Consider the following 23598-nt stretch of genomic DNA (forward strand, 5'->3'; position numbering starts at 1 on the left):
TCATGCCTCTCGCACTCTGGGCGCTGACACTCAGTGCTTTCGCTATCGGGACGACGGAATTCGTGATTGTCGGCCTCATCCCAACCATTGCTGCCAGCCTTGGTGTCTCCGTTCCTTCGGCCGGACTGCTGGTCAGCCTGTATGCCTTGGGTGTCGCAGTAGGTGCGCCGGTACTGACGGCATTGACTGGTCGCGTGCACCGCAAGCATCTGTTGTTGGGCTTGATGGCGCTGTTCACCATTGGTAATCTGGTCGCGTGGATGGCACCCGGATACGAAGCGCTCATGGCGGCGCGTGTGCTGACCGGTTTGGCGCATGGCGTGTTTTTCTCCATTGGCTCAACCATTGCCACCAGTCTCGTGCCCAAGGAGAAGGCGGCTAGCGCGATTGCCCTGATGTTCACCGGACTGACCGTCGCGTTGGTCACCGGTGTCCCGCTCGGTACTTTCATCGGCCAGACCTTTGGCTGGCAGACAACCTTCCTGGCCGTATCCCTACTGGGGGTAATTGCCTTTGTCGGCAGCCTGATTCTGGTGCCAAACAATATCGCCGGCAGCAAACCCGCATCCCTGCTGACGCAGTTGGCTGTACTGAAGAAGCCGCGCCTGTTGCTGGTGTATGCAATGACCGCGCTGGGTTATGGCGGATCGTTCATTGCCTTCACTTACCTTGCGCCAATTTTGCAGGAGGTGTCCGGATTCTCGGCTTCCAGCGTCAGTCTGGTCATGCTGGTGTATGGCGTGTCGGTCGCATTCGGCAATATCTGGGGCGGCAAACTGGCGGACAGGAAAGGCCCGATTCGGGCGTTGCAAGTTGTCTTTGCTTTATTGGCGATCGTGTTATTTGTGTTGACCTTTACTGCGACCAACACGTGGCTGGCTCTGGCGACAGTATTGGTATGGGGCGCGGTCGCATTCGGTAACGTACCCGGGTTGCAAGTGTATGTGGTGCAGCGCGCCGAACGTGATGCGCCGCAGGCCGTCGACGTGGCCTCAGGCCTGAATATCGCAGCGTTCAACGTCGGAATTGCCGGCGGTGCCTGGGGTGGTGGATTGATCGTCGCCCATCTTGGACTAATGGCTACACCCTGGATCGGTGCCATTGTGGTTGTCGGCGCTCTCGGCCTGACGACGCTGGCAGGCCGGCTCGACCGCATGAGCGGCATTGACCCGCTGGTCAAACCCGGTCGCATCGTCGCGACTCACTAATCCGGATTGAGGAGCATGCTGATGCACTCACCGGTCGACAAGCGCAACAGGACATTCCGTCCGGTGAAGTAGCCCGCTTGGGCACTGCATGGCGTTGTTGCACGGATTTTCAAATTCAGGGCTGTTTATCAGTGCCCCCGCTCAAAAAACGCTGTTCGACCGCATACACGGCAGCCTGCACCCGGCTCGTCAGTTTGAGTTTTTTTAGCACATTCTGCACATGAATCTTGACGGTACTCTCGGCCAGATCCAGTGTCCGGGCAATGCTTTTATTGCTTTCCCCGCGCGCCAGACAAGCGATAATTTCCCTTTCGCGCGGGGTGAGTTTATCGAGTTCGGACGCCGCTTCCGGGGGCTGGGTGCCGCCCTGTAGCTGCGCGACGAGCTTACTGGTCATCGCCTCGGCCACTACCGTTTCACCGGCTGCCGCACGGCGGATGGCACGAATCAAATAATCGGCGTCGATGTTCTTGATCAGGTAGCCGCAGGCACCGGCCTTCAACGCAGTCGTAAGATCTGCCGAGTCCTCGGACACGGTAAGCATGACGATCGCCGTTTTCGGACAATCCTGCAACATCAGTTGCAGCGTTTCCACGCCGGATATGCCGGGCATATGCAGGTCGAGCAGTACCACATCGGGCTGCAGTTGCTGCGCGCGCTTGATGCCTTCGACGCCGTCGGCGGCCTCGCCCACCACGGCAAACTCGGCATGGCGTTGCAGCAACGATCGAATACCGCTTCGAAACAGGGAATGGTCGTCAACCAGCAGCACGCTGATCGGTTTGGTAAGTGTTTCCATCGGAATACCGTTATCTCCAGTATGAATCAGGCCGCACGACGTTGTTCGTGCGGTAGTTGCAGCACAACGGTGGTGCCGGTCCCCGGTATCGAGGCGACATTCAGCGATGCGGCGATGCGTTGCGCCCGCTCACGCATGATATGAATGCCGACGTGGCTCTCGCTTTTCTGCAACAGGGTATCGTCGTCAAAACCAATCCCGTTGTCACGTATCGTCAAGACAAAATCCTGATGGTCTTCCAGCCGGATCTCAACCCGGCTGGCGATCGCATGCTTACGGATATTCGATAATGCTTCCTGCACGATAAACAGCAGTTGCAATTGCTGCTCACGCGGAAACGGTGCACCATCGACGTCGGCCACCAGTTCGGCAGCGATGCCGGTCTGGCGCCGGAATTTGTCGATCGTCGATTCAAGCGAACCAAGCAAGTCGCCTTCCACCAGGTGGCTGCGGAAATTGAGCAGCAGTTCACGCACATCTTCGTAGCTTTCCTGAACACCCGCGCGCAATGCCGGCACGATTTCGGTGACTTCCTCCAGTTTGCCGTCCTGCAGCGAATCGTCCAGCATCTGGACCTGGAGATTGAGGTAGTTCAAACCCTGCGCAATGCTGTCATGCAGTCCTTGCGCGACCAGATTGCGCTCTTCCGAGATCGCCATTTCGCGCTCGCGCGCCGCCAGCCGCAGGTTTTCGATGGCGATGCCAAGCAACTGGCCCAAGGTTTCCAGCAATGCCTCTTCGCGCTGATTGAAGCTTTTCGGTGAGCGAAAATGCAAGTTAAAGAAACCCAGATGCTGCTGGAGCGCATGAATATGAAATATCGATACAGTCACAAATCCCTCGCGGTGACATTGCATCTGGTGGGCGCGATCCATGCGCCGCAAGTCATGCACTATCGTCACTTTTTGCTCAACCGCAGCGCCACACAGGCACTCGCCGACTTTCAGGCAATGCTCGGTCTCGACCAACTCTTCGGAGAGTCCCTGATGCACCACCATGTGCAGGTTGCCGCGACTGGCATCGAGTACCCGCACCGAACCGCCATCGGCTTGAAAATACTCGCTAATGCGCTGCAGGAAACCTTCGCATACCGCTTCCACCGGTTGCGGGCGTTGCAGGAATGCAGCGCTGTCGTATAGCAATGCCAATTCGCGGTTCTGCTCTTCAAGCGCCGTGGTTTTGGTCTTGACCTGCGCTTCGAGATTGCCATACGACTCTTGCAGGCGATCTGCCATCTGGTTGAAACCTTGCGCCAGCTGGCCGAATTCATCGCCGCTCTCGACTGCCAGTCGCACTTCGAAATCCTTTTCTTTCATCCTGTGCATGCCTTCATGCAGGCGGGTAACCGGCTCGATGATCAGCATGAACATCAAGTAGATGATGCTGACCGTACCGAAGAATGCCAGGGCCAGCAGTGCCAGTTGCGACGAGCGCAGCCAGAAGGTGCGCTGCTCGCTATCCTGTTCAATCAGTTGCACCAGTGCATTCACCTCACCGACAAAACGATCGGCCTGCAGTTGAAAATCCCGCCAGCTGGACTGCTGCGCCGTACCCTGTTGCAGCAAGATTGCACTGGCCAACGGTCGCAGGCTTTGTTGCCAGTGTTCCACGATCTGCTTGAAGTCGGCCTGGATAGCGCTGGCCGGAGGCAAAAACAAGGGCCGCTGCGGATCGCCCCGGCGCAATTGCAGAAGCGTGGTATCGATCGCCTGCAATTCCTGCTCGGTGGTTGAGCGGATACCGGTCAGTTGCGGTTCATGGACGCGGCGCGACAACAGCATGGTCAAGCGAAAACTATGCATGCGCAGGCTACCTGCATCGTTGATCGCAGCAGCACTCCCTTCCAGCTGCCATGACAAGAACAGGGTAATCCCGATCACCATCAGGGCGAGTGCCAGGAAGCCGACCAATGCACCAACAATTTTAGTCGACAGCTTATGCCGGGTCGGCAATAGCGCGTCAAGTGTCATCACTGCTCCCGGGCGGCTTGCCAATGGTGGCCGGACCTGGCGATCCCGGTGTTGTCGACGGCAGCGTGCAGCGCATATAGGCATACAGCTCGCTACAGCACCACATCGTTATCTTGTTCATCGCCGTCATCTCCATGCAAAACGTTGGCTGTACATCCAACACCTGACAGTGTACGCGCCAAATGCCTGATAAACAGACTGTTAAACCGAACTGTTACCTCATCCACCCGTCTGGGCCATGAAGCGGATGATCTTGTCGGGCTGCTCGCGGAAGTCATGCTTTTGCGGTTTCAATTCAATTGCGCTGCGGATCGCCGCTTCCAGCTCGGCATCGCTTGCGCCGCCGCGCAACAGGGGCCGAAACTCAAATTTTTCTTCTTGTCCAAGACATAAGTACAAGGTGCCGTCGACTGCCAGCCGCACCCGATTGCAGCTTGCGCAAAAATGCTGCGACATCGGCGTGATGAAGCCGATACTCGCGCTGCCGTCGGCCGTCGCCAGATAACGTGCCGGGCCGCCGCCGAGCTCAGTTGCCTGGGGCCGCAAGCCAAACTTGTCTTGCAGCCGCCGTTGAATCGGCCCCAGATCGAGATACGCGGCGTCGCGTCCGGTCGCCCCCATCGGCATCGCTTCGATCAGGCGCAACATAAAGTGTTGTTCGATACAGAACGCCACCATGTCGTCGATTTCATCGTCATTGATGCCGCGCATGGCAACCATGTTGATTTTTATCGGTGAAAAACCGGCCGCCTTGCCTGCCTTCAGTCCATCGAGGATTTGCGCCAAGCTGTCGCGGCCGGTGATTTTTTCCATGCAGGCGCGATCGAGGGAATCGAGACTCACATTGATACGCGAGACACCGGCCTGCCTGAGTGCAGTCGCATGGCGGCCCAGTTGCGTTGCATTGGTCGACAAGGACAGATCACGCATGCCAGGCAGTACGGCCAGCCGTGCCGCCAGTTGCGGGAGGTTGCGCCGCAGCAGCGGTTCGCCACCGGTCAGGCGTACGCGCGACGTACCCAGGCGCGCGAAGGCCGCTACCAAACGCACGATCTCGTCAAATGTCAGCCAATGCCTGGGTTCTTCAAAGCCCCTGAAGCCCTTGGGAATGCAATAGCTGCAGCGCAAATCGCAACGGTCGGTCACCGACAAGCGCAAATAGTCGATGGATCGGCCAAACCGGTCGCTTAACATCCAAACCTCCTGTTGATAGCGGATAGATCGATCAATCCGATTACTGCACCAGCGGGCTGTCTGTGCCTTCCAGGGTCACGCCCTGGATATCCGCACGCCCCACCAGGATTTGCAGGTATTGATGCAGCGCACGTTGCCATGCCTGCCGACTCAAATTGTCGGCAATCTGCGACTTGACCGCGTCAAACGGTAGCAGGACGCCATCGACCCGGCGCAGCACTTGTACAATATGCAAGCCAAACCGCGTTTCCAGCAAACGTGCGGCCAACTCGCCGGGCGCAAGGCGGAACACCAGGCTGTCAAATTCCGCGACGGTCTGGCAGCGCGTCAACTGGCCCAGGTTGCCGCCGAGCGCACCGGATGCACAGTTCGAATACTCCTGTGCCAATTCGGCAAACCGTTCCGGATGGGTGTGCAATTCCGCCAGCACCGCGTTGCCGGTTTCGCGCAGCAGTTCCAGCGGCACGGCCGGCGTTACCTGGAACAGGATGTGGCGCGCCTCCACCATTTCACCGTTGGTAAAGCGTTGCGCTTGCTTGCGATACAAGGTGACGCAGGCGGCTTCATCGGCTTCCGGCACACGCACTTCCTGCGCAAACAATGCTTCAACCCGGGCATCGCCATCGTCGCCGGCAATGCCCAGGCGGTCCGCTTCCTGCAGCAGTACAGTGCGCAGCACCAGCTCGTGCACGGCTTCCTTGAGCGGATTGCCCGCCGTTTGATGATGCGGCAATTCCTGCGCGATCGCACGATCGGTAATCTCGACACCGTTGACTGAAATACCCATGCTGCCTCTCCTCGTTGAAACTGCGATCAGCGTGTGCGCACCAGTTGGTAAGCGCGGCCTAGATAAGCGACGGCACCGAAGCCGCTCCACACATGCACCAGGCGCGTGAACGGGAAAATCGCAAACAGCGACATGCCCATCAACAGGTGCAGCTTGAAGACCAGCGGCGCGTCAAGAATGAATTGTGCAGCGTCGCCACGGAAGGTGACGATGTGCTGTGCCCAATGCATTAGTTGCACCATCATGTGGCCGTCGGTATGCGACGCCGACGCGACGATAGACGACAGACCGAGCAGCAAGGTGGCCAGAATCCACAGCATCACCAGCTTGTCCTTGAAGGTCGTGACCGCCAGCAGACGATCATTGGTAAAACGCCGCACCAGCAGGATCAGGATGCCGGCCAGGCACACACCGCCCATGATGCCGCCCGCGACCATTGCCACCATCTGCTTGGCGCCATGGGATACGCCGAGCGTATCCCACACCCAGACCGGCGTCAGCAAACCGGCCACATGGCCGAAGAACAGGCCGATGATGCCGATATGGAACAGGATATTGCCGGCGCGCAGGCTGCCGCGGTGCAGCAGTTGGCTGGAATCCGATTTCCACGTGTATTGCTCGCGGTCGAAGCGGATCAGACTGCCGAGCAGAAAAATTCCCAGCGCGATGTAGGGGTAAATCCCGAAGACGAATTGATGTAAATAGTTCATGCTGTACTCCTTTAAACCTAGATTCCTCAGTTGGACATGTGCGAGTGTGCGTTTTTCCGGTCATCTGGCAAGGCGCGACGCCCGTAACCCTGCAGGGTAGGAGTTTGCCCTTGCAAGGGCAAACCGTTGCGCAGGCAGACGACATGTCGTCTGAATTCCCTACTCCACCGCGGCAGGGCTTTCCCTGCAAGGAGGAGCAACGCGGCCAGAGGGCCGGAAAAATGTGCAATCGCGCCTGTAGCGCTTTCACCCAATCGGTGCAGCTTATCGAACGATAGAAAGTGTGTGTTCATGCGGATTTCCAGACAAAAGTAAGCGGTCAACTGAGGAATCTAGGTTCAACGGCCTTCTCGACGGCACGCGCTGCCTTCGGATAAAAGTTGATCGGTTGCGGGCCGCCGCTCAGGTGCTTCAGCAGCGGCTCCACGCCATCCGCGCCCGGTCCGAAGGTTTCCAGCGCTTCATCCATATCCCGCACCGGCGGCTCCGTCAATTCTTCGGCGGCCACCGGACTAAGCTGTTGCAGTACGTCGAATACCACGGCGTACGGGCTGCCGTTGGCGGCCAGCTTGTGCCCGATATGGGCCAGCACGTGCACCGCGTCCGACAGCAGGCGCGCCGCTTCGGCCGCATCCTGCTGCGACAGGAATTCCAGAAACAGCGGCACAAAATCGGGCAAATCGTCCCCCGTCATTTCCAGTCCGTGTTGCTTGTATTCCTCCATCAGGTCCACCATCGCCTGTCCACGATCGCGCGACTCTCCGTGTATATGCTCGAACAGGTGCAGCGAATGCGACGGATTGCGATCGAAAGTCATGACGTAATTTTGCTGCAGCGTGATCAAGTCCTGAGTTGCCAGGTAATCGAGCAATGGCCGCAGCGGCGCGTGCAGTGTCGGCGTTGCGGCAAGCAACAGCGCGATCTCGGGCAAATTTTCGATCAGCACCGGCTCGGGATAGAGCAGCAGAGCGGATAAAACCTGGAAATGCTTCATGGTGTTCCTCATTATGGTGGGCTGACACGATTACAGACTTCAAGCCTGCTGCACATCCTTCTTCTTGCGCGACTTCGGCATCTCGACAAAGATCGTGGATCCATGCTTTTTCTTGCCGAACAAGCTAGTGTCGGTGACACCATCCGAACAGCCATTGCCGAAGCTGAAACCGCATGCGCCTTTTTCATTGAAACTGTCCTCAGCCATTTCCTTATGGCTGCTTGGAATCACAAACCGGTCTTCATAATTGGCGATCGCCATGATGTGATACATGTCTTCGACTTCGGCCTTGCTGAGTCCGACCTGTTTCAACACGGTCAGGTTTTCAACTTTATCGACCGACTTGCTGCGCATGTAGGCGCGCATCGCCAGCATGCGGTCGAGTGCAGACACGATCGGCGGTTCATGGCCGGCAGTCAGCAGGTTGGCCAGATATTTGACCGGAATGCGCAAGCTCCTGGTATCGGGAAGAATCCCGTTCAAACCCATCTTGCCGGATTCGGCCGCGGCCTGGATCGGCGACAGCGGCGGGATATACCACACCATTGGCAGCGTGCGATATTCCGGGTGCAGCGGAAAGGCCACTTTCCATTCCATGACCATTTTGTACACCGGCGATTTCTTGGCGGATGCGAGCCATGCTTCAGGGATCCCCTGACGGCGCGCTTCCTCGATGATGGCGGGATCATGCGGATTCAGGAAGACGCCAAGCTGTGCGTCGTACAAATCCTGCTCGGCGGGCACTGAGGCCGCAGCTTCGATCTTGTCGGCGTCATACAGCAGCACGCCGAGATAGCGGATACGGCCGACGCAGGTTTCCGAACAGACGGTTGGCTGGCCGGCTTCGATACGCGGATAGCAGAAGGTGCACTTCTCCGCCTTGCCGGATGACCAGTTGTAGTAAATCTTCTTGTAAGGGCAGCCGGAGATGCACATGCGCCAGCCGCGGCATTTGTCCTGATCGATGAGGACGATGCCGTCTTCCTCGCGCTTGTAGACCGATCCGGACGGACAGGATGCGACGCAAGTGGGGTTCAGGCAGTGTTCGCACAGACGCGGCAGGTACATCATGAAGGTGTTTTCGAACGTGCCGTACATTTCCTTTTGCATGTTGTCGAACAGCTTGTCCTTGCTGCGCTTGGCAAATTCGCCGCCGAGGTCGTCTTCCCAGTTCGGACCCCATTCGATCTTATCCATCTTCTTGCCGGTAATCACCGAAATCGGGCGCGCGGTCGGCGGAGTTTCCGACAGCGGTGCGTTTTGCAGGCGCTCGTAATCGTAGGTGAACGGCTCGTAGTACTCGTCGATCGCCGGCAGGTTCGGATTGGCGAAAATGTTGGCCAGGATTTTCAGACGGCTGCCCTGACGCGGTTCGATCTTGCCGGACGCCGTGCGCTTCCATCCGCCATTCCACTTGTCCTGGTTTTCCCATTCTTTCGGATAGCCGATGCCGGGCTTGGTTTCGACGTTGTTGAACCATGCGTACTCGACACCGTCACGGCTGGTCCACACGTTTTTGCAAGTGACCGAACAAGTGTGGCAGCCGATGCACTTGTCCAGGTTCAGCACCATGCCGATTTGCGCTCTGATTTTCATATTCCGCTCCAGATCTTTGACTCGTTTTAGGCGTCGGCTTGCAACGGGCCTTCCAGCCATTCCACATTGTTCATCTTGCGCACCAGCACAAACTCATCGCGGTTCGAGCCCACGGTGCCGTAGTAATTGAAGCCGTACGACAGTTGCGCATAGCCGCCTATCATGTGGGTCGGCTTGGTCACCACGCGCGTGACCGAGTTATGGATGCCGCCGCGCTTGCCGGACATTTCCGCGCCCGGCACATTGATGATTTTTTCCTGGGCGTGGTACATCATCGTCATGCCTTCCGGCACCCGCTGGCTGACCACCGCACGCGCCGTCAGCGTGCCATTCACGTTAAACACTTCGATCCAGTCGTTATCGACGATCCCGGCATTTTTCGCGTCGCGTTCCGACAGCCACACGTGCGGACCGCCACGCGACAAGGTCAACATCCGCAGGTTGTCCGAATACGTCGAGTGGATCCCCCACTTTTGATGCGGCGTGATGAAGTTCAGCGCAATTTCCTTGTTGCCGTTCGGTTGCGCACCCAGCATTTCCGCCGTGGTTTTGGTATTGATGGCCGGCTTGTAGACGCACAGGCCTTCGCCAAAATCGCGCATCCACAGGTGGTCCTGGTAGAACTGCTGGCGGCCGGTCAGGGTGCGCCATGGGATCAGTTCATGCACGTTGGTGTAACCGGCGCTGTAGCTCACTTCTTCGCTTTCCAGACCCGACCAGGTCGGCGACGAGATGATCTTGCGCGGCTGCGCCTGGACGTCGCGGAAACGGATGCTGTCATGTTCCCGCGGCAGCGCCAGGTGGGTGTGATCGCGGCCGGTCATCTTGGACAATGCGGCCCAGGCCTTCACCGCCACGTGACCGTTGGTTTCCGGCGCCAGCGAGAGGATCATTTCCGCCGCATCGATCGCGGTATTCAACTGCGGCTGCCCCTGCGAAACGCCCTCCTCCGTCACCACGCGGTTAATGCCGCGCAGCACGTCGACTTCATCCCCGGTTTTCCAGCCTATGCCCTTGCCGCCGTTGCCGGCGTTTTCCAGCAAAGGGCCGATCGAGGTGAACTTCTTGTAGACGTCGCGGTAATTGCGCTCGACCACTTGCATGTTCGGCATGGTTTTACCGGGGACCGGCTCGCATTCGCCGGCGCGCCAGTCTTTCGGATCGAACGGCTGGCCGAGTTCGCCCGGGGTGTCGTGCATCAGGGGCGTGAGCACCAGATCCTTTTGCGTGCCCAGCAATTCGCCGCCGATTTCCGAGAATTTCTCGGCGATGCCCTTGTAGATGTCCCAATCAGACTTCGACTGCCAGAGCGGTTGCACGGCTTCCGATAAGGGATGGATGAACGGGTGCATGTCGGAGGTATTCAGATCATCCTTCTCGTACCAGGTCGCGGTTGGCAACACGACATCCCCGTACAGGCAGGTGGTCGACATGCGGAAGTCGAGCACCACCAGCAAATCGAGCTTGCCTTCGGCGGCCGGGCGGATCTTGACATGCTTCGGTTTGACGCAGCTTTCCTCATCGCTCATCAAGGCGTTTTGTGTGCCGAGCAGGTATTTCAGGAAATATTCATGGCCCTTGCCGGAGCTGCCCAGGATATTCGAGCGCCAGACGAACATGTTGCGCGGGAAGTTGGCGGGATTATCCGGATCGTCGCACGAAAAATTCAGTTTGCCGGCCTTGAGTTGTTCCACCGTGTACTCGGCCACATCCTGATCGGCAGCCTCGGCAGCGCGGGCGATGTCCAGCGGGTTGACGTCAAACTGGGGCGCTGATGGCAGCCAGCCCATCCGTTCGGCCTTGGCGTTGTAATCGATCAGCGCCATTTCCGCCAGCTTGCCATCGGCCGATGGCGACAGAATTTCTTCCGCATGCAGCTTTTCATGACGCCACTGGCTGGTGTGCGCGTAAAAGAACGAGGTGCCGTTCATCTGGCGCGCCGGGCGGTTCCAGTCGAGTGCGAAGGCGAGCGGGGTCCAGCCGGTCTGCGGCCGCAATTTTTCCTGGCCGACGTAATGGGCCCAGCCGCCACCGGATTGACCCACGCAACCGCACATCATCAGCATGTTGATGATGCCGCGATACGTCATGTCCATGTGATACCAGTGATTCAGCGCGGCACCGACGATCACCATGCTCTTGCCGCGGGTCTGGTCGGCATTCTCGGCAAATTCGCGCGCCACGGTGATCACATCGGCGGCCTTGACGCCGGTATGCTTTTCTTGCCATGCCGGGGTGTACGGCACATCGTCATTGAAGTCCCTGGCCACATTCCCGCCGCCCAGACCGCGATCGATACCGTAGTTGGCCAATGACAGGTCGAATACGGTCGTCACCAGCGCGACGGAGCCATCCGCCAGTTGCACCTTTTTCACCGGCACGTTGCGCAGCAGCATATCGTTGGCATCCTTGCCGCCGAAATAGGGGAATCCCACTGCCATGACCTGGTCGCTGCTATCGATCAGGGACAAACGCGGATCGATGGCAGCACGGCTGCTGCCGTCTTTCTGTTCCAGATTCCATTTTCCGGATTCGCCCCAGCGAAAGCCGATCGAACCGGACGCTGCGCTGATGTCGCCGCTGATATCGTCGATGACCAGGGTCTTCCATTCGGGATTATTGGTTTCGTCGAGATTGTCGGCCAGATGCGAAGCGCGCAGAAAATAGTCCGGCACCAGCGTGCCGTTCTTTTCCTTCAGCAGCACCAGCATCGGGAAGTCGGTGTATTGCTTGGCATAGTCGCGGAAATACGCCGACTGGCCGTTGGCGTGGAATTCCTTCAGGATCACGTGTCCCATCGCCATCGCCAATGCGGCATCGGTGCCCTGCTTCGGCGCCAGCCAGATATCGCCGAACTTGACCATCTCGCCATAGTCGGACGATACGGCGACCGTCTTGGTGCCCTTGTAGCGGACCTCGGTGTAAAAGTGGGCATCCGGCGTGCGCGTCATCGGCACGTTGGAACCCCACACCATCAGGTAGGTCGAGTTGTACCAGTCAGCCGATTCCGGCACGTCGGTCTGTTCGCCCCAGACCTGGGGGCTGGCTGGCGGCAAGTCGCAATACCAGTCGTAAAAACTCATCGCGACGCCGCCGATCAGGCTCAGATAACGTGTGCCGGCGGCATAGCTGACCATCGACATGGCCGGGATCGGCGAAAAGCCGATGATGCGGTCCGGGCCGAATTTCTTGATCGTGAACGCATTCGCGGCGGCGATGATTTCATTCGCGTCATTCCACGTGGCGCGCACGAAACCGCCGAGCCCGCGCACCGACTTGTATTGTTTGGCGCGCTCAGGATCCTGGCTGATGTATTCCCAGGCCTCCGCCGGCGACATGCTAAGGCGCGCTTCGCGCCACATCTCCATCAGGCGGCCACGTACCATCGGATATTTGACGCGCTGCGCCGAGTAGACGTACCACGAATAACTGGCGCCGCGCGGACAACCGCGCGGCTCGTGATTCGGCAGATCCGGACGGGTGCGCGGGTAATCGGTCTGCTGCGTTTCCCAGGTGATCAAGCCGTTCTTGACATACACTTTCCAGCTGCACGAGCCGGTGCAATTCACACCGTGGGTCGAACGCACGATCTTGTCATGCTGCCAGCGCTGGCGGTAGGCTTTTTCCCAGGTGCGGTCTTCATTGACGACCGCGCCGTGACCATTGGAAAAGGTCTCCTTGGGCTTGTTGAAAAATTTCAGACGATCCAGAAAATGACTCATGCTGCCTCCACGCGTGCACCGGTGCCGATGCTGGGAAATAAAAACGTCGCAAAAACATAGGCATTGCCTACGTCGATGCAATCAGTCTACGCAGCGAGGCAGGCAATGGGTATTGGCAAGAAGTCGGTGGTGCGATTCGATAAGGACTAGCTGGTCTAGCTCTTTGTGACTATAGGGAGGCGGCCGTGCGGGGAGGCTTGGGCGAAGACGGGATGGCGTTTTAATCACCTATTGCCGGCGGGGTCCCCATCCGGGCGCGCATGGATGGGGTCATTTCGACATGTTTGTCGGTATCGATCAGCATCACCTCGTTCAATCCCAGCCGTTGCGCCATCGCTTTCCAGTGCGCGGGCCCGCTGATGAACAAGGGCTTGGAGTTCCCATCAGAGCGCAAGCCCGCATCGGTGCCCCCGGAGGTGATGATGGTGACCGAAGCCACCAGGTCGATGGTGTCGCCGGTCCGGGGATCGATGATGTGTGGATGGCGTTTTCCATCCGTCATGAAATAACGCATATAGTCTCCGCTGGTGCCGATCGCTTCATTGTCATGCAGCGCCAGCGCTGCAATCGCGCCGTCGCCGCGCGGATCGCGGATCCCGACTTGCCACGGGCGCCGGCCCGGCTGGCCGATCGCGAGGATATTCCCGCCGACGTTGATGAGCGCCGCCTTGACATGCGCAGCGCGTAAAATCTGGGCCGCGCGGTCAAGCGCATAACCTTTCGCGTAGCCGCCCAGATCGATCATGACCGCCTTGTTCACGCTTGAAATCGTATTGCCGTCATAACGCAGGTCGGCCAGGCGCGGATTGGCAGCGACCCAGCGCTTGATCTCATCAGGCGGCGGTGCGTGCGGGGTGATGTCGCTGCTCTGGAAGCCCCACAGCCGAATCAAATGGCCGATCGCCGGGTTGAACAGGTTGTCGGAGCGCTCGGCCAGCTCGGTCGCCGATTTGAGCAGGTCGACCATTTCGGAATCCGCCTGGAACGGCTCGCCGCGCGCAATGCTGTCGTTTAGCGCGGTCAGCATGCTTGGTTGCCAGGCGTGAAATTTGCGATGCAGGCGATCGAATTCGTTCAATACCCTGGCACTGAGGGCATTGGCCCGTTCCTCCGACTCGCCGTAAATGCTGACTTCGACGACGGTACCGAACACATGGCCTTGCGTCCGGTAGGTGCTTTCACTGCGGGCACAGCCCGACAACAAAGGCAGCAGCAACAATAGCGCTGCGAAAAAGCTGCTTGCTCGACGTAGTAGCATGATGCTGCCGCCTTGATTCTGTCTTGCCGATCTGATGCTGCGCACGCTCACTATGGAGAAAACACTCTCGCCGACAGTGCGTAACAACAGATACGGATGTTTCAACGTTTCCGGTCGGCGCGCGCCGATCAGGTCGCTTTGCTGACCATATAATCCACCGCGGCCTTGAGCTCTTCATCCTTGAGCAGCGCGTTGCCACCCTTGGGCGGCATCATCTTGAAGCCGTTCAGCGCATCGGTATACAGCGCATCTTTTCCTTTGGCGATCCGCGGCTGCCATGCAGCCTTGTCGCCGAATTTCGGTGCGCCCAATACACCGGCGGCATGACAAGCCTGACAGGTCGCAGTGTAAATCTGTTCGCCCTTGACCAGGTCGCCGGCGCTTGCCACTGCCACTACGGGAGCGGCCGGCGCTGGCGCGGAGGCGACTATGCTGGCCGCCGGTGCGGCTGCCGCAACACTGGCGGAAGCCGACGCGCTTGTTTTCGCAGCAGCAGTGTCGGTTGCCGGACTTTTCTGCCCGCATGCCGCCAGCGCCACAACGATAACGAGTGGCAAAAATTTGCTTGGGTTCATGATTTTACTTTCCAAAAGTGAATAAAATTTCTTGCTCTTGCGTGTTGCTTGTTTGGCGGCGCCAACCGGTTTCCGCCATGCGTTCAGATCTCGACTTTCCTGCTCTCCAGCAAGGGATCGACCAGGAGTACCTCGATCAGGCGGCTGAAATTCAACCAGCACGCCGCGCCCGGCTCTGTCATTGTGTCGGCGCGCAAGCCCGCTACGTCGTCATGCAGATGATGTGGAAAAGTGGCGCAATCGGCGTGTACCGGCGCGGTGTCGACGCGCAATTCCGCCTCGCCCCAGCTCCAGCAGATCGAATATTCGTCGCGACTGAAATAACGCACCTCCATGATCAATCCGCTGTTGAAAGACAGCAGCAGCGCATCCTGGGCGAAGCGCACAGGTCGGCGGAGCCGGTCCGCGTAATGTTCCTCGATTTTCTCCTTCAACATCAGATGCACTCTGATTTCGGCGCTGGCGTTCGTACCGGCTCCGCCCAATAGCTCCGCCGCCTGCGCCCTGACGTACCTGCGCGTCTGAGCAATGATCAAGGCGCTGAGATAATGCTCGTACGCCGGGTGGCACTCGAGCTTGCCGCTGCCGATTTTTTCCAGCAAGTCGGCTTCACTGGCGACCGCATATTGCTTCAGCATTGCCTTGTGCGACTCGCGCAAGGTATACAACGTTCTTGCGTAGAGATCCTGAAGCGCATCCGCTTCGAAGGTAGTGTCCGGTTGGTAATCCATCTGCTTCTCCTTAGTTCACCATTTCCAGGCTGATCTGATCGAAGGCGAATATCTTGCCGCCCTCCCGTTTCACGAAAGCTGCCGCGTCCCGCGGATTGGAAAAAGAGCCGAACGTCGGCCCCATCGAGCCGGGTTTCTTGCTACCGACGACATACAGCGCCGTCTTCGCGGCTATCCAGTGGCCACTCGGATGATCCCAATCCGTTTTGCCCATATCCTGCACGAACAGCCCGGCGATGGGGCGCTTCTGTTGCGGTATCAGCACCACGGTAAACATTTCCATCAGGTTGGAATAGAAGTCCGGCTTGCCTTCGGCATATTGAATCTGCGCTTTCGGCCCCGGATATTCCCGGAGCACCATGCCGTCCAGCGCACTCGCTGTATCAGCGCTCGGTTCCTGCGCCACGATCTTGTGCGACGCCGGGTTGCATGCTGCCAGCAGCAACATGGTTGCAATGCAGGCCAGCAGTGCCAGCCGGAACTCCGGATAGCGGCGCTTGGTTTTTGTTTGCGGGGTGTTCGGTTTCATTTGAACCTCCAGTTCGCTAAAAAGAATGGCACGATGATCCAGCCCAGCATGATGGTGAGCAGCACCATCGGGTTAGTCAGGCTATCCGGCATGACCGTCGCCAGTCCGTACATGTTCTGCACCTGTTGCGAGCTGAAAATATTCAGCAAGCGGAACACATCGGCCGGATTGAGCATCAACACACCGGCAAAAACCGCACTCCCAAGATTGCCCTGGCTCACCACCAATGCCCCCATCAGCAGCAGATCGAAAATCAGCACGAAGAAAAACCACAGTCCGATCGCGACGCCGCTGGCGCGCACGCGGTCCAGTGCCAGCACCGATACCAGCATGGAGATGCTGAGAAACGCCAAGCCCATCAGAATCGCGCTCAGTACAAAACCGGCGTAGTGATACAAATCATGGCGGCTCAAATCGGCTGCGAGGGGCAACAATCCCGTGCCGAATCCGATCACGGTCGAACTGCCCAGCGCGGCGGCGAGACCGAGATATTTCCCCAACAGGATTTCAAAACGGGTAATCGGCATCGACAGCAGCAACTCAAGAGAACCGCGCTCTTTCTCGCCGACGATGGCGTCGTAGCCGAGTATCAATGCAATCAGCGGCAGCAGGTAAATCACCAGGCTCACCAGGCTGGCAACGGTCACATCGATGCTGCGGAATCCGATCTCGCCCTGCTGTGCCGCGCCGAAATACGCGATTGCCAGCGCGAACAGGGAAAAAATCAGCGCCACCGCCAATACCCAGCGGTTGCGGATGCGATCGCGGAACTCCTTGGCGGCGATCACGCGCACTTGTGCCCATTCAATGCGCGCTGACATGCAAACCTCCATAACCGAGAAAAAGATCTTCCAGCGACGGTTCATGAATCAAGATGTCCCGTACCGAATCCGTCAGCGCGGCCAGCACCGCAATTTTCTGCGCGGCCGGGCAGGTGATCCGCGCGCAGTCACCGTCGACCCGTAGTCCCAGGCCGGCCAGATGCGCCAGCGCAGCGGCGATCCCGGCGCCTCGACCCGCAAGCAATGTGGCCTGGATGACCGAAGGCAGCACCATCTGCGCGCGCAGTTCGGTCAACGTTCCCTGTGCGGATATCTTCCCGGATTGCAGGATCACCAGACGGTCAACACGATCTTGTATCTCGGCCAGAATGTGCGAGGTGATGACGATGGTCGCGCCGCGCGCCTGCACCTCGCGCAGGATCGCGTAAAAATCGTGGATGCCCTCCGGATCGAGACCGTTGGTCGGTTCGTCCAGAAAGATCAGGTCGGGATTTCCCAACAGGACCTGGGCGAAGCCGAGGCGCTGACGCATGCCCTTCGAGTAAGTGCGCACGCGCCGCGCCGCCGCATCCGTCAAACCGACCCGGGACAGCAGTTCGGCGCAGCTGCTGCGCGGAACTTTTTTCAAATCGGCGAACAGGCGCAGCACTTCGATCCCGCTCAGGTTGTCGTAGGTCACGAAACTCTCCGGCAAATAGCCGATGCGTCGCCGCACTTGACGAAAGTCACGGCCGCCGCAGGGCGTGCCGTGAACCAGAATCTCGCCGGAGCAAGTCGGAATTAGTCCTAGCATCAGCTTGAACAGCGTGCTCTTGCCCGCGCCATTGTGGCCGATCAGACCGAACATTTCGCCTTTGGCGACCGTCAGGGTGATGCCTCTGATTGCCGGCACAGCGCCAAACGATTTGGTGACGTCGGTCATTTCAATTGGGTTGTTTGTCATTCCACCGTCTCCAATCCTGAGTCAAGGGGTGCATGCGCGGATGCATGTCGACGATGCTTGGGGCGCGCAACACCGGGAACTGCCGGGCCACGAAACGCAGTGTCTGTAGCGCGGGGCTGGAGAGCAGCGTCTTGACCAGCGGATATTCCCAATTCAGGCGATCCACCAGGTCATTGGCTTCGTAGGCGACATCGCCGACACCGTCGCCGTTTTGATCCCATCCTGTGTAGTTGCTCCAGTAATTTCCCTGCGCGCGGCCCCACTCGACATCGCGCGCTGCGACGAATTTGACCTGTTCCTGGTTGCCGATGAAATCATTTCCATCGACCTGGTTGTTGGCCGATCCGGCCGCCAGGTGGATGCCGATCCGGTTGTTGATGACGAGATTCTTGCGCACCACGTTGTACTCGGCGTCGTATATGAAGAAACCGCGCCCATTGGCGGCCACGATATTGTTTTCGATGACCGAATCCTGGATCGTGCGCAACATGATGCCGTGATCCGTATTGCCCCAGGCAATGTTATTGCGCACCACCAGGTTCCGTACTTCCATCAGCGCCAGTCCGCCGCGATTCAGATACGAGACATTGTTTTCCCAGGTGCTATTGTTGGTGTTCATGTAATGCGTGCCGTAGCGCACATGGTGAATCCTGTTGCCGCGAAACAGCGCGCGGGTAGAGATGTCGACGTAGATGCCATCGCGCGTATAGCTGATGTCGTTATCGATAATCCGGGCGCCGCTGGTGTTATAGACTTGTATCCCGTTGCCGCGATTGACCGACATCAGGTCGCGCTTGCCGGTAATCACGTTGCGGAGCAGCTGCGAATCGTTGGATGTTTCGAGCCAGACGCCGAACAGGTTATACACCAGCTCGCAATCCTGAACCGTGGTCCGGTCGGCGCCCGGTTCGACGTAAACCCCAGCGTTTTGCGCCCCCAGATCGGCACCGCTGTCGCGTATGACGAGGCCTGCGATGGTGACGCCGCTGGCACGCACCCGGATCACGTCGCCGCTATTTTTCCCGCTGATGGTGGGCCGATTGTGTCCTTGCAAGGTCAGCGCCTTGTCGATCACAAGATGCTCGGTGTAGTCGCCGCGCTCCACCTGCACGGTGTCGCCGGGCTGCGCGCGGCGCACTGCGTCCGCAATCGACTGGCCGCTCTGCACCTGCAGCACTGCGCACGCCGCGCCATGGGCCAGCGCGCCACTTAGCAGCGCAACTGCAAGCCTCCGCAGCAGCGTGGGTCCGGCAACAGGCACGGCAAGGCGGCGGCGCGTTGCGGCAATCATCACGGCCCCTTCTCGCCCAGTTCCGCCACTTTTTCAGACAACGTGCGGCGCACGCTGTCGAGCGGAATGAAATAGCCATGCGTGTCGATCCGTGTCAACGCCACACCTTGCCGTGCGCGCGACTTGCGCTCCTTGACCAGCGGCGGACAAGCGTGATCGTCGTAGTACATCACCATGCAGTCCAGGCACAGCATGCATTCCATCTGGTCGATCTTGCCGGCGCTGTCGATCGCATGCGAGCCGCAGCCGGCAGCGCAGGCGTGGCAGGTCTGGCACTCGGCCTTGCGCTTGAGGCCGAACAGGCGGAACTTGCCGGGAAGCGCGAGGCCCGCACCGAGCGGGCAAATATATTTGCAATATGGCCGTTCACTGAAAAACGACCAGCCGAGGATACCCCCGATGAATAGCCAGAATGGCCAGCTGCGGTTCCATACGCCAACCAGGAACGTCGTCTTGAACGGCTCGATTTCAGCCAGCTTTTCGGCGAATTCCATCGAATACAACGAGACCGCGATCAGGCCAAAGAATACGCCGTACTTGATCCATTTGAGCTTGTCATGCAAGGGCTTGGGCAGCAGGTGCTGGAAGCGCTTGAGACCGATCACCTTGCCGATGCTGTGCGCCAGCTGCTGCAGCGAACCGAACGGACACAGCCAGCCGCAGAATACGCCCCGGCCCCAGACCAGCACGGTGATGATGATGAACCACCAGAAAATGAAGATGAACGGATCGGACAGGAACAGTTCCCACTTCCATTGATGCAGCAACGAATGGAACCAGGTCATGACTTGCGTGATGCTGGGCTGCGCCTTCAAATAGAAGCCGAGGAAGGCGACGCTGGCAAGCCATAGCAGATGGCGCGGGCGCGCAATCCATGGCTTATGCTTGCGGGTCGACGCCCGTACCAGCTTGTCGCGTTGCGAATACATCAGCGCGGTAAATCCGAGTATCAGCGCGAATAACGCGATCTCCAGCTTTTCGCCCTTCCACAAAGACTTCCACGCGGCTTCCGGGCGATAGACCTTGGGACGGCCGCCCTCGAGATAACGGGCCGCCAGCCAGTATTCCTGGTCGAAATGCACAAATGTCTTGGTGCCGGTCTGCGCATCGACCTTGTTGGCAAGGAAGGCCAGTTGCCACGGCCAGGCCGGATTGAAATTGGCGGAGCGCACGATAAACACCGCGGACTCCTTGAACCCGGGCACATCGGCCGGCTGCAAATGATAGAGGTTCTGGTAATCAGTATCGCGGAAAGTAAACGTCAGCGGGTCTTGTCTGACCTGAATCCGGTCGTAGATCCCGCCGCGTACAAAGCCGGATCCCTTGAATGACACCTGGCCATTGGCGATGATGAAAATGGCGTGCTCGTCCGGTTTCAAATCCTGCATCAAGCGTCGATAGGCAGGTTCGCCCAGCAAACTGATGCCGATGCCGGGTACATTCAGATACCCGAAATACAAATCCATATACGGCTGGCTGGTGTCGCTCGCGCCCACTTCCGCAGCGGGAACCAGCAGATGTCCGACGCTGCCTTCCGCGGCCAGCTGGGCCCAGTTCAGCCGGTCGTTTACGGCAGTCAGGCGTGCGGCCGGCCGGGCTACGCTCTTGAAGATGCCGACTTGCCGCCCGATCTCATACGCGCTGCGTGAAATCACCTGATTCTCGGCGATCGTGGTCACCGTGGCGCCGCTGATGGCATCCAGGCCGACGGCACCATCGCCGCTATTGCTGTGGCCGATCTCCAGCTTCGCATCGCCCGCCTTGCCGACATATTGGTGGATGAATTTCAATAGCTCGGATTCCGGAATCCCGGCCAGCAGAATCGGTTCCGAGTGTTTCAGGACGCGTACGCCGGTAATCATGCCGTGTGTATCCATGCCGATCAGCGTGATGACCGGTTTGCCCGAATAGGCGGGAATATCGACCACATCGGTTGACAGGAACACGTATCCGACCAGGCGTTCCACCTTGTCATTGCCTGTCCCGATGGCCTCGACATAGCTGGGCGCGCCCTTGCGCAATGAAAATTTGCTTGCCAGCGGCATGACGTCGCGGCAAGGTGCAAGCGCGCACAGGTCGGGGCCGTGCAGAAGCTGCTCCGGCAATTCGGCGTCGTACATCGCCGCATGGGCCGGAGATGCGAGCAGCAGCGCAAACAAAAAGGAGAGCATTGGCAGAATGCGTAGCAACGCCCACCGATGGGTGAAAATGTGCTTCATCAGACGCAGACTTAGGCTTCCACCAAGAACCTGCTACGCATTTCCAGATGCAGCGCATGGCAGAAGTGGGTGCAGTAAATCCAGTACGCACCGGCATGGTCGGCCTTGAAGGTGACCGATTTGGTTTCCTGCGGATTGACGATAAAGTTGATGTTGTAGGTCGGAATGGCGCAACCATGCGTCAAATCCTCCACCTTGTCCTGGTTGGTCAGGGTGATGGTGACTTCATCGCCTTTCTTGACCTTGATGACAGGCATGCTGAAATTCGGCGCCTGCGACATCAAACGCACATGCACCTTGTTGCCCTTGCGTTCAATGCCCGCGTTCTCCGGCTTGACCGCATTCGGAAAGTCGTCGATGCTGTAGATCTGGCGCGTCTTGACCAGGTCGCGTCGCACAATGATGCCGTCATGCGGTTCCGAATACGCCGCATGATCGGCAATCAACACCATTTTCTCGCGGCTGATGTCGACCAGTTGCTCGGTATCGGCATGCAGAGGGCCGACCGGCAAGAAACGATCCTTGGAAAATTTATTCCCTGAATTCAGGTATTTTCCATCGGCTTCCCGGGTTTCACCCATCGATGAATAGTTATGGCCGGGCTGGTAATGTACGTCCATCTTGTCGATGATGACCTTGGCCGTTTTGTCGCCCTTGAACTGGGCAATCGCCTTGTCGACATTCCACTTTACGCACTGGCTATCCAGGAACAGCGAGGTGTACGCATTGCCTTTGCCATCGAAGGCGGTATGCAATGGACCCAGGCCGATCTCAGGTTCTGCTACCACGGAATCGCGTTCTGTTTTCAGTTGGCCGGCAAACCATTTGCTGACCAGCGAGAGATCGATCACGGTGGCTGTCGGTGACAGCTTGCCGGCACAAACGAAGTACTTGCCGTCCGGGGTGGCATTCACGCCATGCGGGTTTTTCCCTACCGGGACATAACAGGTCAGCGAGGTCTTCGGGTCCGGGTTGGCTGCCTTGCGGCCATCGACCACCGGCACCTTGGAACTGCCTATCGTGGTGAACTTGCCCTCCTTGACCAGCTTTTCAATGCGTTCGACATTGAAGAATACGCAGGCATCGCGCTCGGCCGACATCATGCCGTTCAAATCGACGCCGTTTTCGGTGTTGTACTGATTTGATGCGGCCAGCTTGCCGTCGTAGGAAGTGGCAACCAGATCCATATTGCCATTGACACGGCATTGCCAACGCACTTCCATGGTCGCCGCATCTACACAAGTGAACAGGCAACCCCATTTGGCCGGATCTTCCAGATCACGGCCGTCGTTCGGCAACGGAATATGGAATTCGGAGCCGCAGAATACACGCGTGGTGTAGTTGATCTTTTCATCAACCGGGTCGCGCTTGTCCGTGAACAGGCCATGCATGCCCATGACATTCGGCAATTGGGTAATCTTGTCGCATTCCATCGTATCCATGCGGATGCGCGCCAGGCGCGAATGAATCTTGTCGTTCACAAACAGCCAGCGGCCATCGTAGGTGCCGTCCTTGTAACTGCCGTGCACGTGATGGGTATCCCCGGTCGTGTATTTCAGGCTGCCATCGGCCTTGGTTCCCATGATCGCCTTGGATTCGTTGGTAATACCCCAGCCCAGCATGCAATCGATATTGAATACAGGAATCCGCTTCAAGGTGCGGCCGGAGGGAATGCCCACTATTCTTGCTTCTCCGCCGTGTCCTGCACTCATGAAGGCATAGTATTCGTCAAGTTGACCAGGCGCTATTTCATGACCTCCGCTAGTAGCTGCCTTGGCCGCAGAGCCGGCTGCCTTGGCTGCTGCGTCTTCCTTGCATCCCGCCAGGCCGAGCGACACGCCTGCCGTCGCCAACCCCAGCAATGCACTTTTACCCAGGAAATTGCGGCGCCCTCCCAGCTTCGGCAGGTCCTCATCCATTGTTATTTGCTTGATATTGTCCATCAGTTTTCTTCCGTTTAAGCTATCGTGAATTCGGGCGGAATCTTGGCGTCACGCGCAATTTTTCGCAAATATCGCCAGTACATATTGTGATGTTGGGCCTCCGAAATGCATATGATCTGCATCATGATTTCCCGGTGTCGATGCCTGGAATTAAAAACATAGGCATTGCCTGCGTCGATGGATGCAGTCTACGCAGTGAGGCAAGCAATGGGTATTGGCAAGAAGTCGGTACAGCGCTTCGATAAGGACTAGCCGGCCTAGCTCTTTGTGCCTATAGGGAGCGGGAAGCGGTTTGCGGTATACATGCTGCATCGCCGATCGCGTTCAGGGCGAACGCAGGTTCAAAC

At 58.4% G+C, this 23598-nt stretch carries 18 protein-coding genes; 1 reads left to right on the forward strand and 17 read right to left on the reverse strand.

The window, feature by feature from the left end; genetic code table 11:
• The first annotated feature begins 2 nt into the window (after positions 1-2).
• Positions 3-1208, forward strand: coding sequence for an MFS transporter (locus AC3CHX_RS13505; RefSeq protein WP_488644512.1), 1206 nt, complete (start codon positions 3-5; stop codon positions 1206-1208).
• Positions 1209-1323: 115 nt separating this feature from the next.
• On the opposite strand, the gene AC3CHX_RS13510 is transcribed toward AC3CHX_RS13505, so the two are convergent.
• From AC3CHX_RS13510 to nosZ, 17 genes are all read right to left on the reverse strand, one after another.
• On the reverse strand, positions 1324-2007 hold the full coding sequence (locus tag AC3CHX_RS13510) for a response regulator (protein ID WP_488644513.1): 684 nt from the start codon (positions 2005-2007) through the stop codon (positions 1324-1326).
• A gap of 26 nt (positions 2008-2033) precedes the next feature.
• Positions 2034-3977 carry a type IV pili methyl-accepting chemotaxis transducer N-terminal domain-containing protein gene (locus tag AC3CHX_RS13515; RefSeq protein ID WP_488644514.1) on the reverse strand — a complete coding sequence of 648 codons (1944 nt, stop codon included), beginning with the start codon at positions 3975-3977 and terminating at the stop codon, positions 2034-2036.
• A gap of 219 nt (positions 3978-4196) precedes the next feature.
• Positions 4197-5171, reverse strand: coding sequence for a GTP 3',8-cyclase MoaA (gene moaA / locus AC3CHX_RS13520; RefSeq protein WP_488644515.1), 975 nt, complete (start codon positions 5169-5171; stop codon positions 4197-4199).
• 40 nt (positions 5172-5211) lie between these two features.
• Positions 5212-5958 carry a peptidylprolyl isomerase gene (locus AC3CHX_RS13525; protein ID WP_488644516.1) on the reverse strand — a complete coding sequence of 249 codons (747 nt, stop codon included), beginning with the start codon at positions 5956-5958 and terminating at the stop codon, positions 5212-5214.
• Positions 5959-5984: 26 nt separating this feature from the next.
• Positions 5985-6668 (reverse strand): respiratory nitrate reductase subunit gamma, encoded by a 684-nt coding sequence (gene narI / locus AC3CHX_RS13530; protein ID WP_488644517.1) that lies wholly within the window; start codon positions 6666-6668, stop codon positions 5985-5987.
• A gap of 319 nt (positions 6669-6987) precedes the next feature.
• On the reverse strand, positions 6988-7662 hold the full coding sequence (gene narJ, locus AC3CHX_RS13535; RefSeq protein WP_488644518.1) for a nitrate reductase molybdenum cofactor assembly chaperone: 675 nt from the start codon (positions 7660-7662) through the stop codon (positions 6988-6990).
• A 39-nt stretch (positions 7663-7701) separates the two neighbouring features.
• Positions 7702-9258 (reverse strand): nitrate reductase subunit beta, encoded by a 1557-nt coding sequence (gene narH / locus AC3CHX_RS13540; RefSeq protein ID WP_488644519.1) that lies wholly within the window; start codon positions 9256-9258, stop codon positions 7702-7704.
• A gap of 26 nt (positions 9259-9284) precedes the next feature.
• Complete coding sequence (locus AC3CHX_RS13545) at positions 9285-12980, reverse strand: nitrate reductase subunit alpha (protein ID WP_488644520.1); 3696 nt, start codon at positions 12978-12980, stop codon at positions 9285-9287.
• A gap of 220 nt (positions 12981-13200) precedes the next feature.
• Positions 13201-14238: an FAD:protein FMN transferase gene (locus tag AC3CHX_RS13550; RefSeq protein WP_488644521.1), complete on the reverse strand. Its 1038-nt coding sequence runs from the start codon at positions 14236-14238 to the stop codon at positions 13201-13203.
• 128 nt (positions 14239-14366) lie between these two features.
• A complete protein-coding gene (locus tag AC3CHX_RS13555; RefSeq protein WP_488644522.1) occupies positions 14367-14813 on the reverse strand; it encodes a c-type cytochrome in 447 nt (148 codons plus the stop codon).
• 83 nt (positions 14814-14896) lie between these two features.
• The gene (locus AC3CHX_RS13560; protein WP_488644523.1) at positions 14897-15544 is read right to left on the reverse strand and encodes a toxin-antitoxin system TumE family protein; all 648 of its coding nucleotides are present in this window, start codon (positions 15542-15544) and stop codon (positions 14897-14899) included.
• 10 nt (positions 15545-15554) lie between these two features.
• Positions 15555-16073: a nitrous oxide reductase accessory protein NosL gene (locus tag AC3CHX_RS13565; protein WP_488644524.1), complete on the reverse strand. Its 519-nt coding sequence runs from the start codon at positions 16071-16073 to the stop codon at positions 15555-15557.
• Positions 16070-16894 carry an ABC transporter permease gene (locus AC3CHX_RS13570; protein WP_488644525.1) on the reverse strand — a complete coding sequence of 275 codons (825 nt, stop codon included), beginning with the start codon at positions 16892-16894 and terminating at the stop codon, positions 16070-16072. Before AC3CHX_RS13570 ends, AC3CHX_RS13565 begins: the two co-directional genes overlap by 4 nt.
• Complete coding sequence (locus AC3CHX_RS13575; RefSeq protein WP_488644526.1) at positions 16878-17798, reverse strand: ABC transporter ATP-binding protein; 921 nt, start codon at positions 17796-17798, stop codon at positions 16878-16880. The genes AC3CHX_RS13570 and AC3CHX_RS13575 overlap by 17 nt, the downstream gene beginning before the upstream one ends.
• Entirely contained in the window at positions 17779-19089 is a 1311-nt protein-coding gene (locus tag AC3CHX_RS13580) for a nitrous oxide reductase family maturation protein NosD (protein WP_488644527.1), read from the reverse strand. The genes AC3CHX_RS13575 and AC3CHX_RS13580 overlap by 20 nt, the downstream gene beginning before the upstream one ends.
• A complete protein-coding gene (locus AC3CHX_RS13585; protein ID WP_488644528.1) occupies positions 19089-21260 on the reverse strand; it encodes a 4Fe-4S binding protein in 2172 nt (723 codons plus the stop codon). Before AC3CHX_RS13585 ends, AC3CHX_RS13580 begins: the two co-directional genes overlap by 1 nt.
• Positions 21261-21319: 59 nt before the next feature.
• Positions 21320-23251: a TAT-dependent nitrous-oxide reductase gene (gene nosZ / locus AC3CHX_RS13590; protein WP_488644529.1), complete on the reverse strand. Its 1932-nt coding sequence runs from the start codon at positions 23249-23251 to the stop codon at positions 21320-21322.
• Positions 23252-23598: the final 347 nt, after the last annotated feature.

This window comes from Glaciimonas sp. OK215 (assembly GCF_057787885.1).

Bases quoted from the DNA above. Each gene is read 5' to 3' on its own strand.
- AC3CHX_RS13565 (WP_488644524.1), bottom strand. From the start codon at position 16,073: ATGAAACCGAACACCCCGCAAACAAAAACCAAGCGCCGCTATCCGGAG.
- AC3CHX_RS13585 (WP_488644528.1), bottom strand. From the start codon at position 21,260: ATGCTCTCCTTTTTGTTTGCGCTGCTGCTCGCATCTCCGGCCCATGCG.
- nosZ (WP_488644529.1), bottom strand. From the start codon at position 23,251: ATGGACAATATCAAGCAAATAACAATGGATGAGGACCTGCCGAAGCTG.
- AC3CHX_RS13515 (WP_488644514.1), bottom strand. From the start codon at position 3,977: ATGACACTTGACGCGCTATTGCCGACCCGGCATAAGCTGTCGACTAAA.
- AC3CHX_RS13580 (WP_488644527.1), bottom strand. From the start codon at position 19,089: ATGATTGCCGCAACGCGCCGCCGCCTTGCCGTGCCTGTTGCCGGACCC.
- moaA (WP_488644515.1), bottom strand. From the start codon at position 5,171: ATGTTAAGCGACCGGTTTGGCCGATCCATCGACTATTTGCGCTTGTCG.
- AC3CHX_RS13510 (WP_488644513.1), bottom strand. From the start codon at position 2,007: ATGGAAACACTTACCAAACCGATCAGCGTGCTGCTGGTTGACGACCAT.
- AC3CHX_RS13545 (WP_488644520.1), bottom strand. From the start codon at position 12,980: ATGAGTCATTTTCTGGATCGTCTGAAATTTTTCAACAAGCCCAAGGAG.
- AC3CHX_RS13560 (WP_488644523.1), bottom strand. From the start codon at position 15,544: ATGGATTACCAACCGGACACTACCTTCGAAGCGGATGCGCTTCAGGAT.
- narJ (WP_488644518.1), bottom strand. From the start codon at position 7,662: ATGAAGCATTTCCAGGTTTTATCCGCTCTGCTGCTCTATCCCGAGCCG.
- narI (WP_488644517.1), bottom strand. From the start codon at position 6,668: ATGAACTATTTACATCAATTCGTCTTCGGGATTTACCCCTACATCGCG.
- AC3CHX_RS13550 (WP_488644521.1), bottom strand. From the start codon at position 14,238: ATGCTACTACGTCGAGCAAGCAGCTTTTTCGCAGCGCTATTGTTGCTG.
- AC3CHX_RS13575 (WP_488644526.1), bottom strand. From the start codon at position 17,798: ATGACAAACAACCCAATTGAAATGACCGACGTCACCAAATCGTTTGGC.
- AC3CHX_RS13525 (WP_488644516.1), bottom strand. From the start codon at position 5,958: ATGGGTATTTCAGTCAACGGTGTCGAGATTACCGATCGTGCGATCGCG.
- narH (WP_488644519.1), bottom strand. From the start codon at position 9,258: ATGAAAATCAGAGCGCAAATCGGCATGGTGCTGAACCTGGACAAGTGC.
- AC3CHX_RS13570 (WP_488644525.1), bottom strand. From the start codon at position 16,894: ATGTCAGCGCGCATTGAATGGGCACAAGTGCGCGTGATCGCCGCCAAG.
- AC3CHX_RS13505 (WP_488644512.1), top strand. From the start codon at position 3: ATGCCTCTCGCACTCTGGGCGCTGACACTCAGTGCTTTCGCTATCGGG.
- AC3CHX_RS13555 (WP_488644522.1), bottom strand. From the start codon at position 14,813: ATGAACCCAAGCAAATTTTTGCCACTCGTTATCGTTGTGGCGCTGGCG.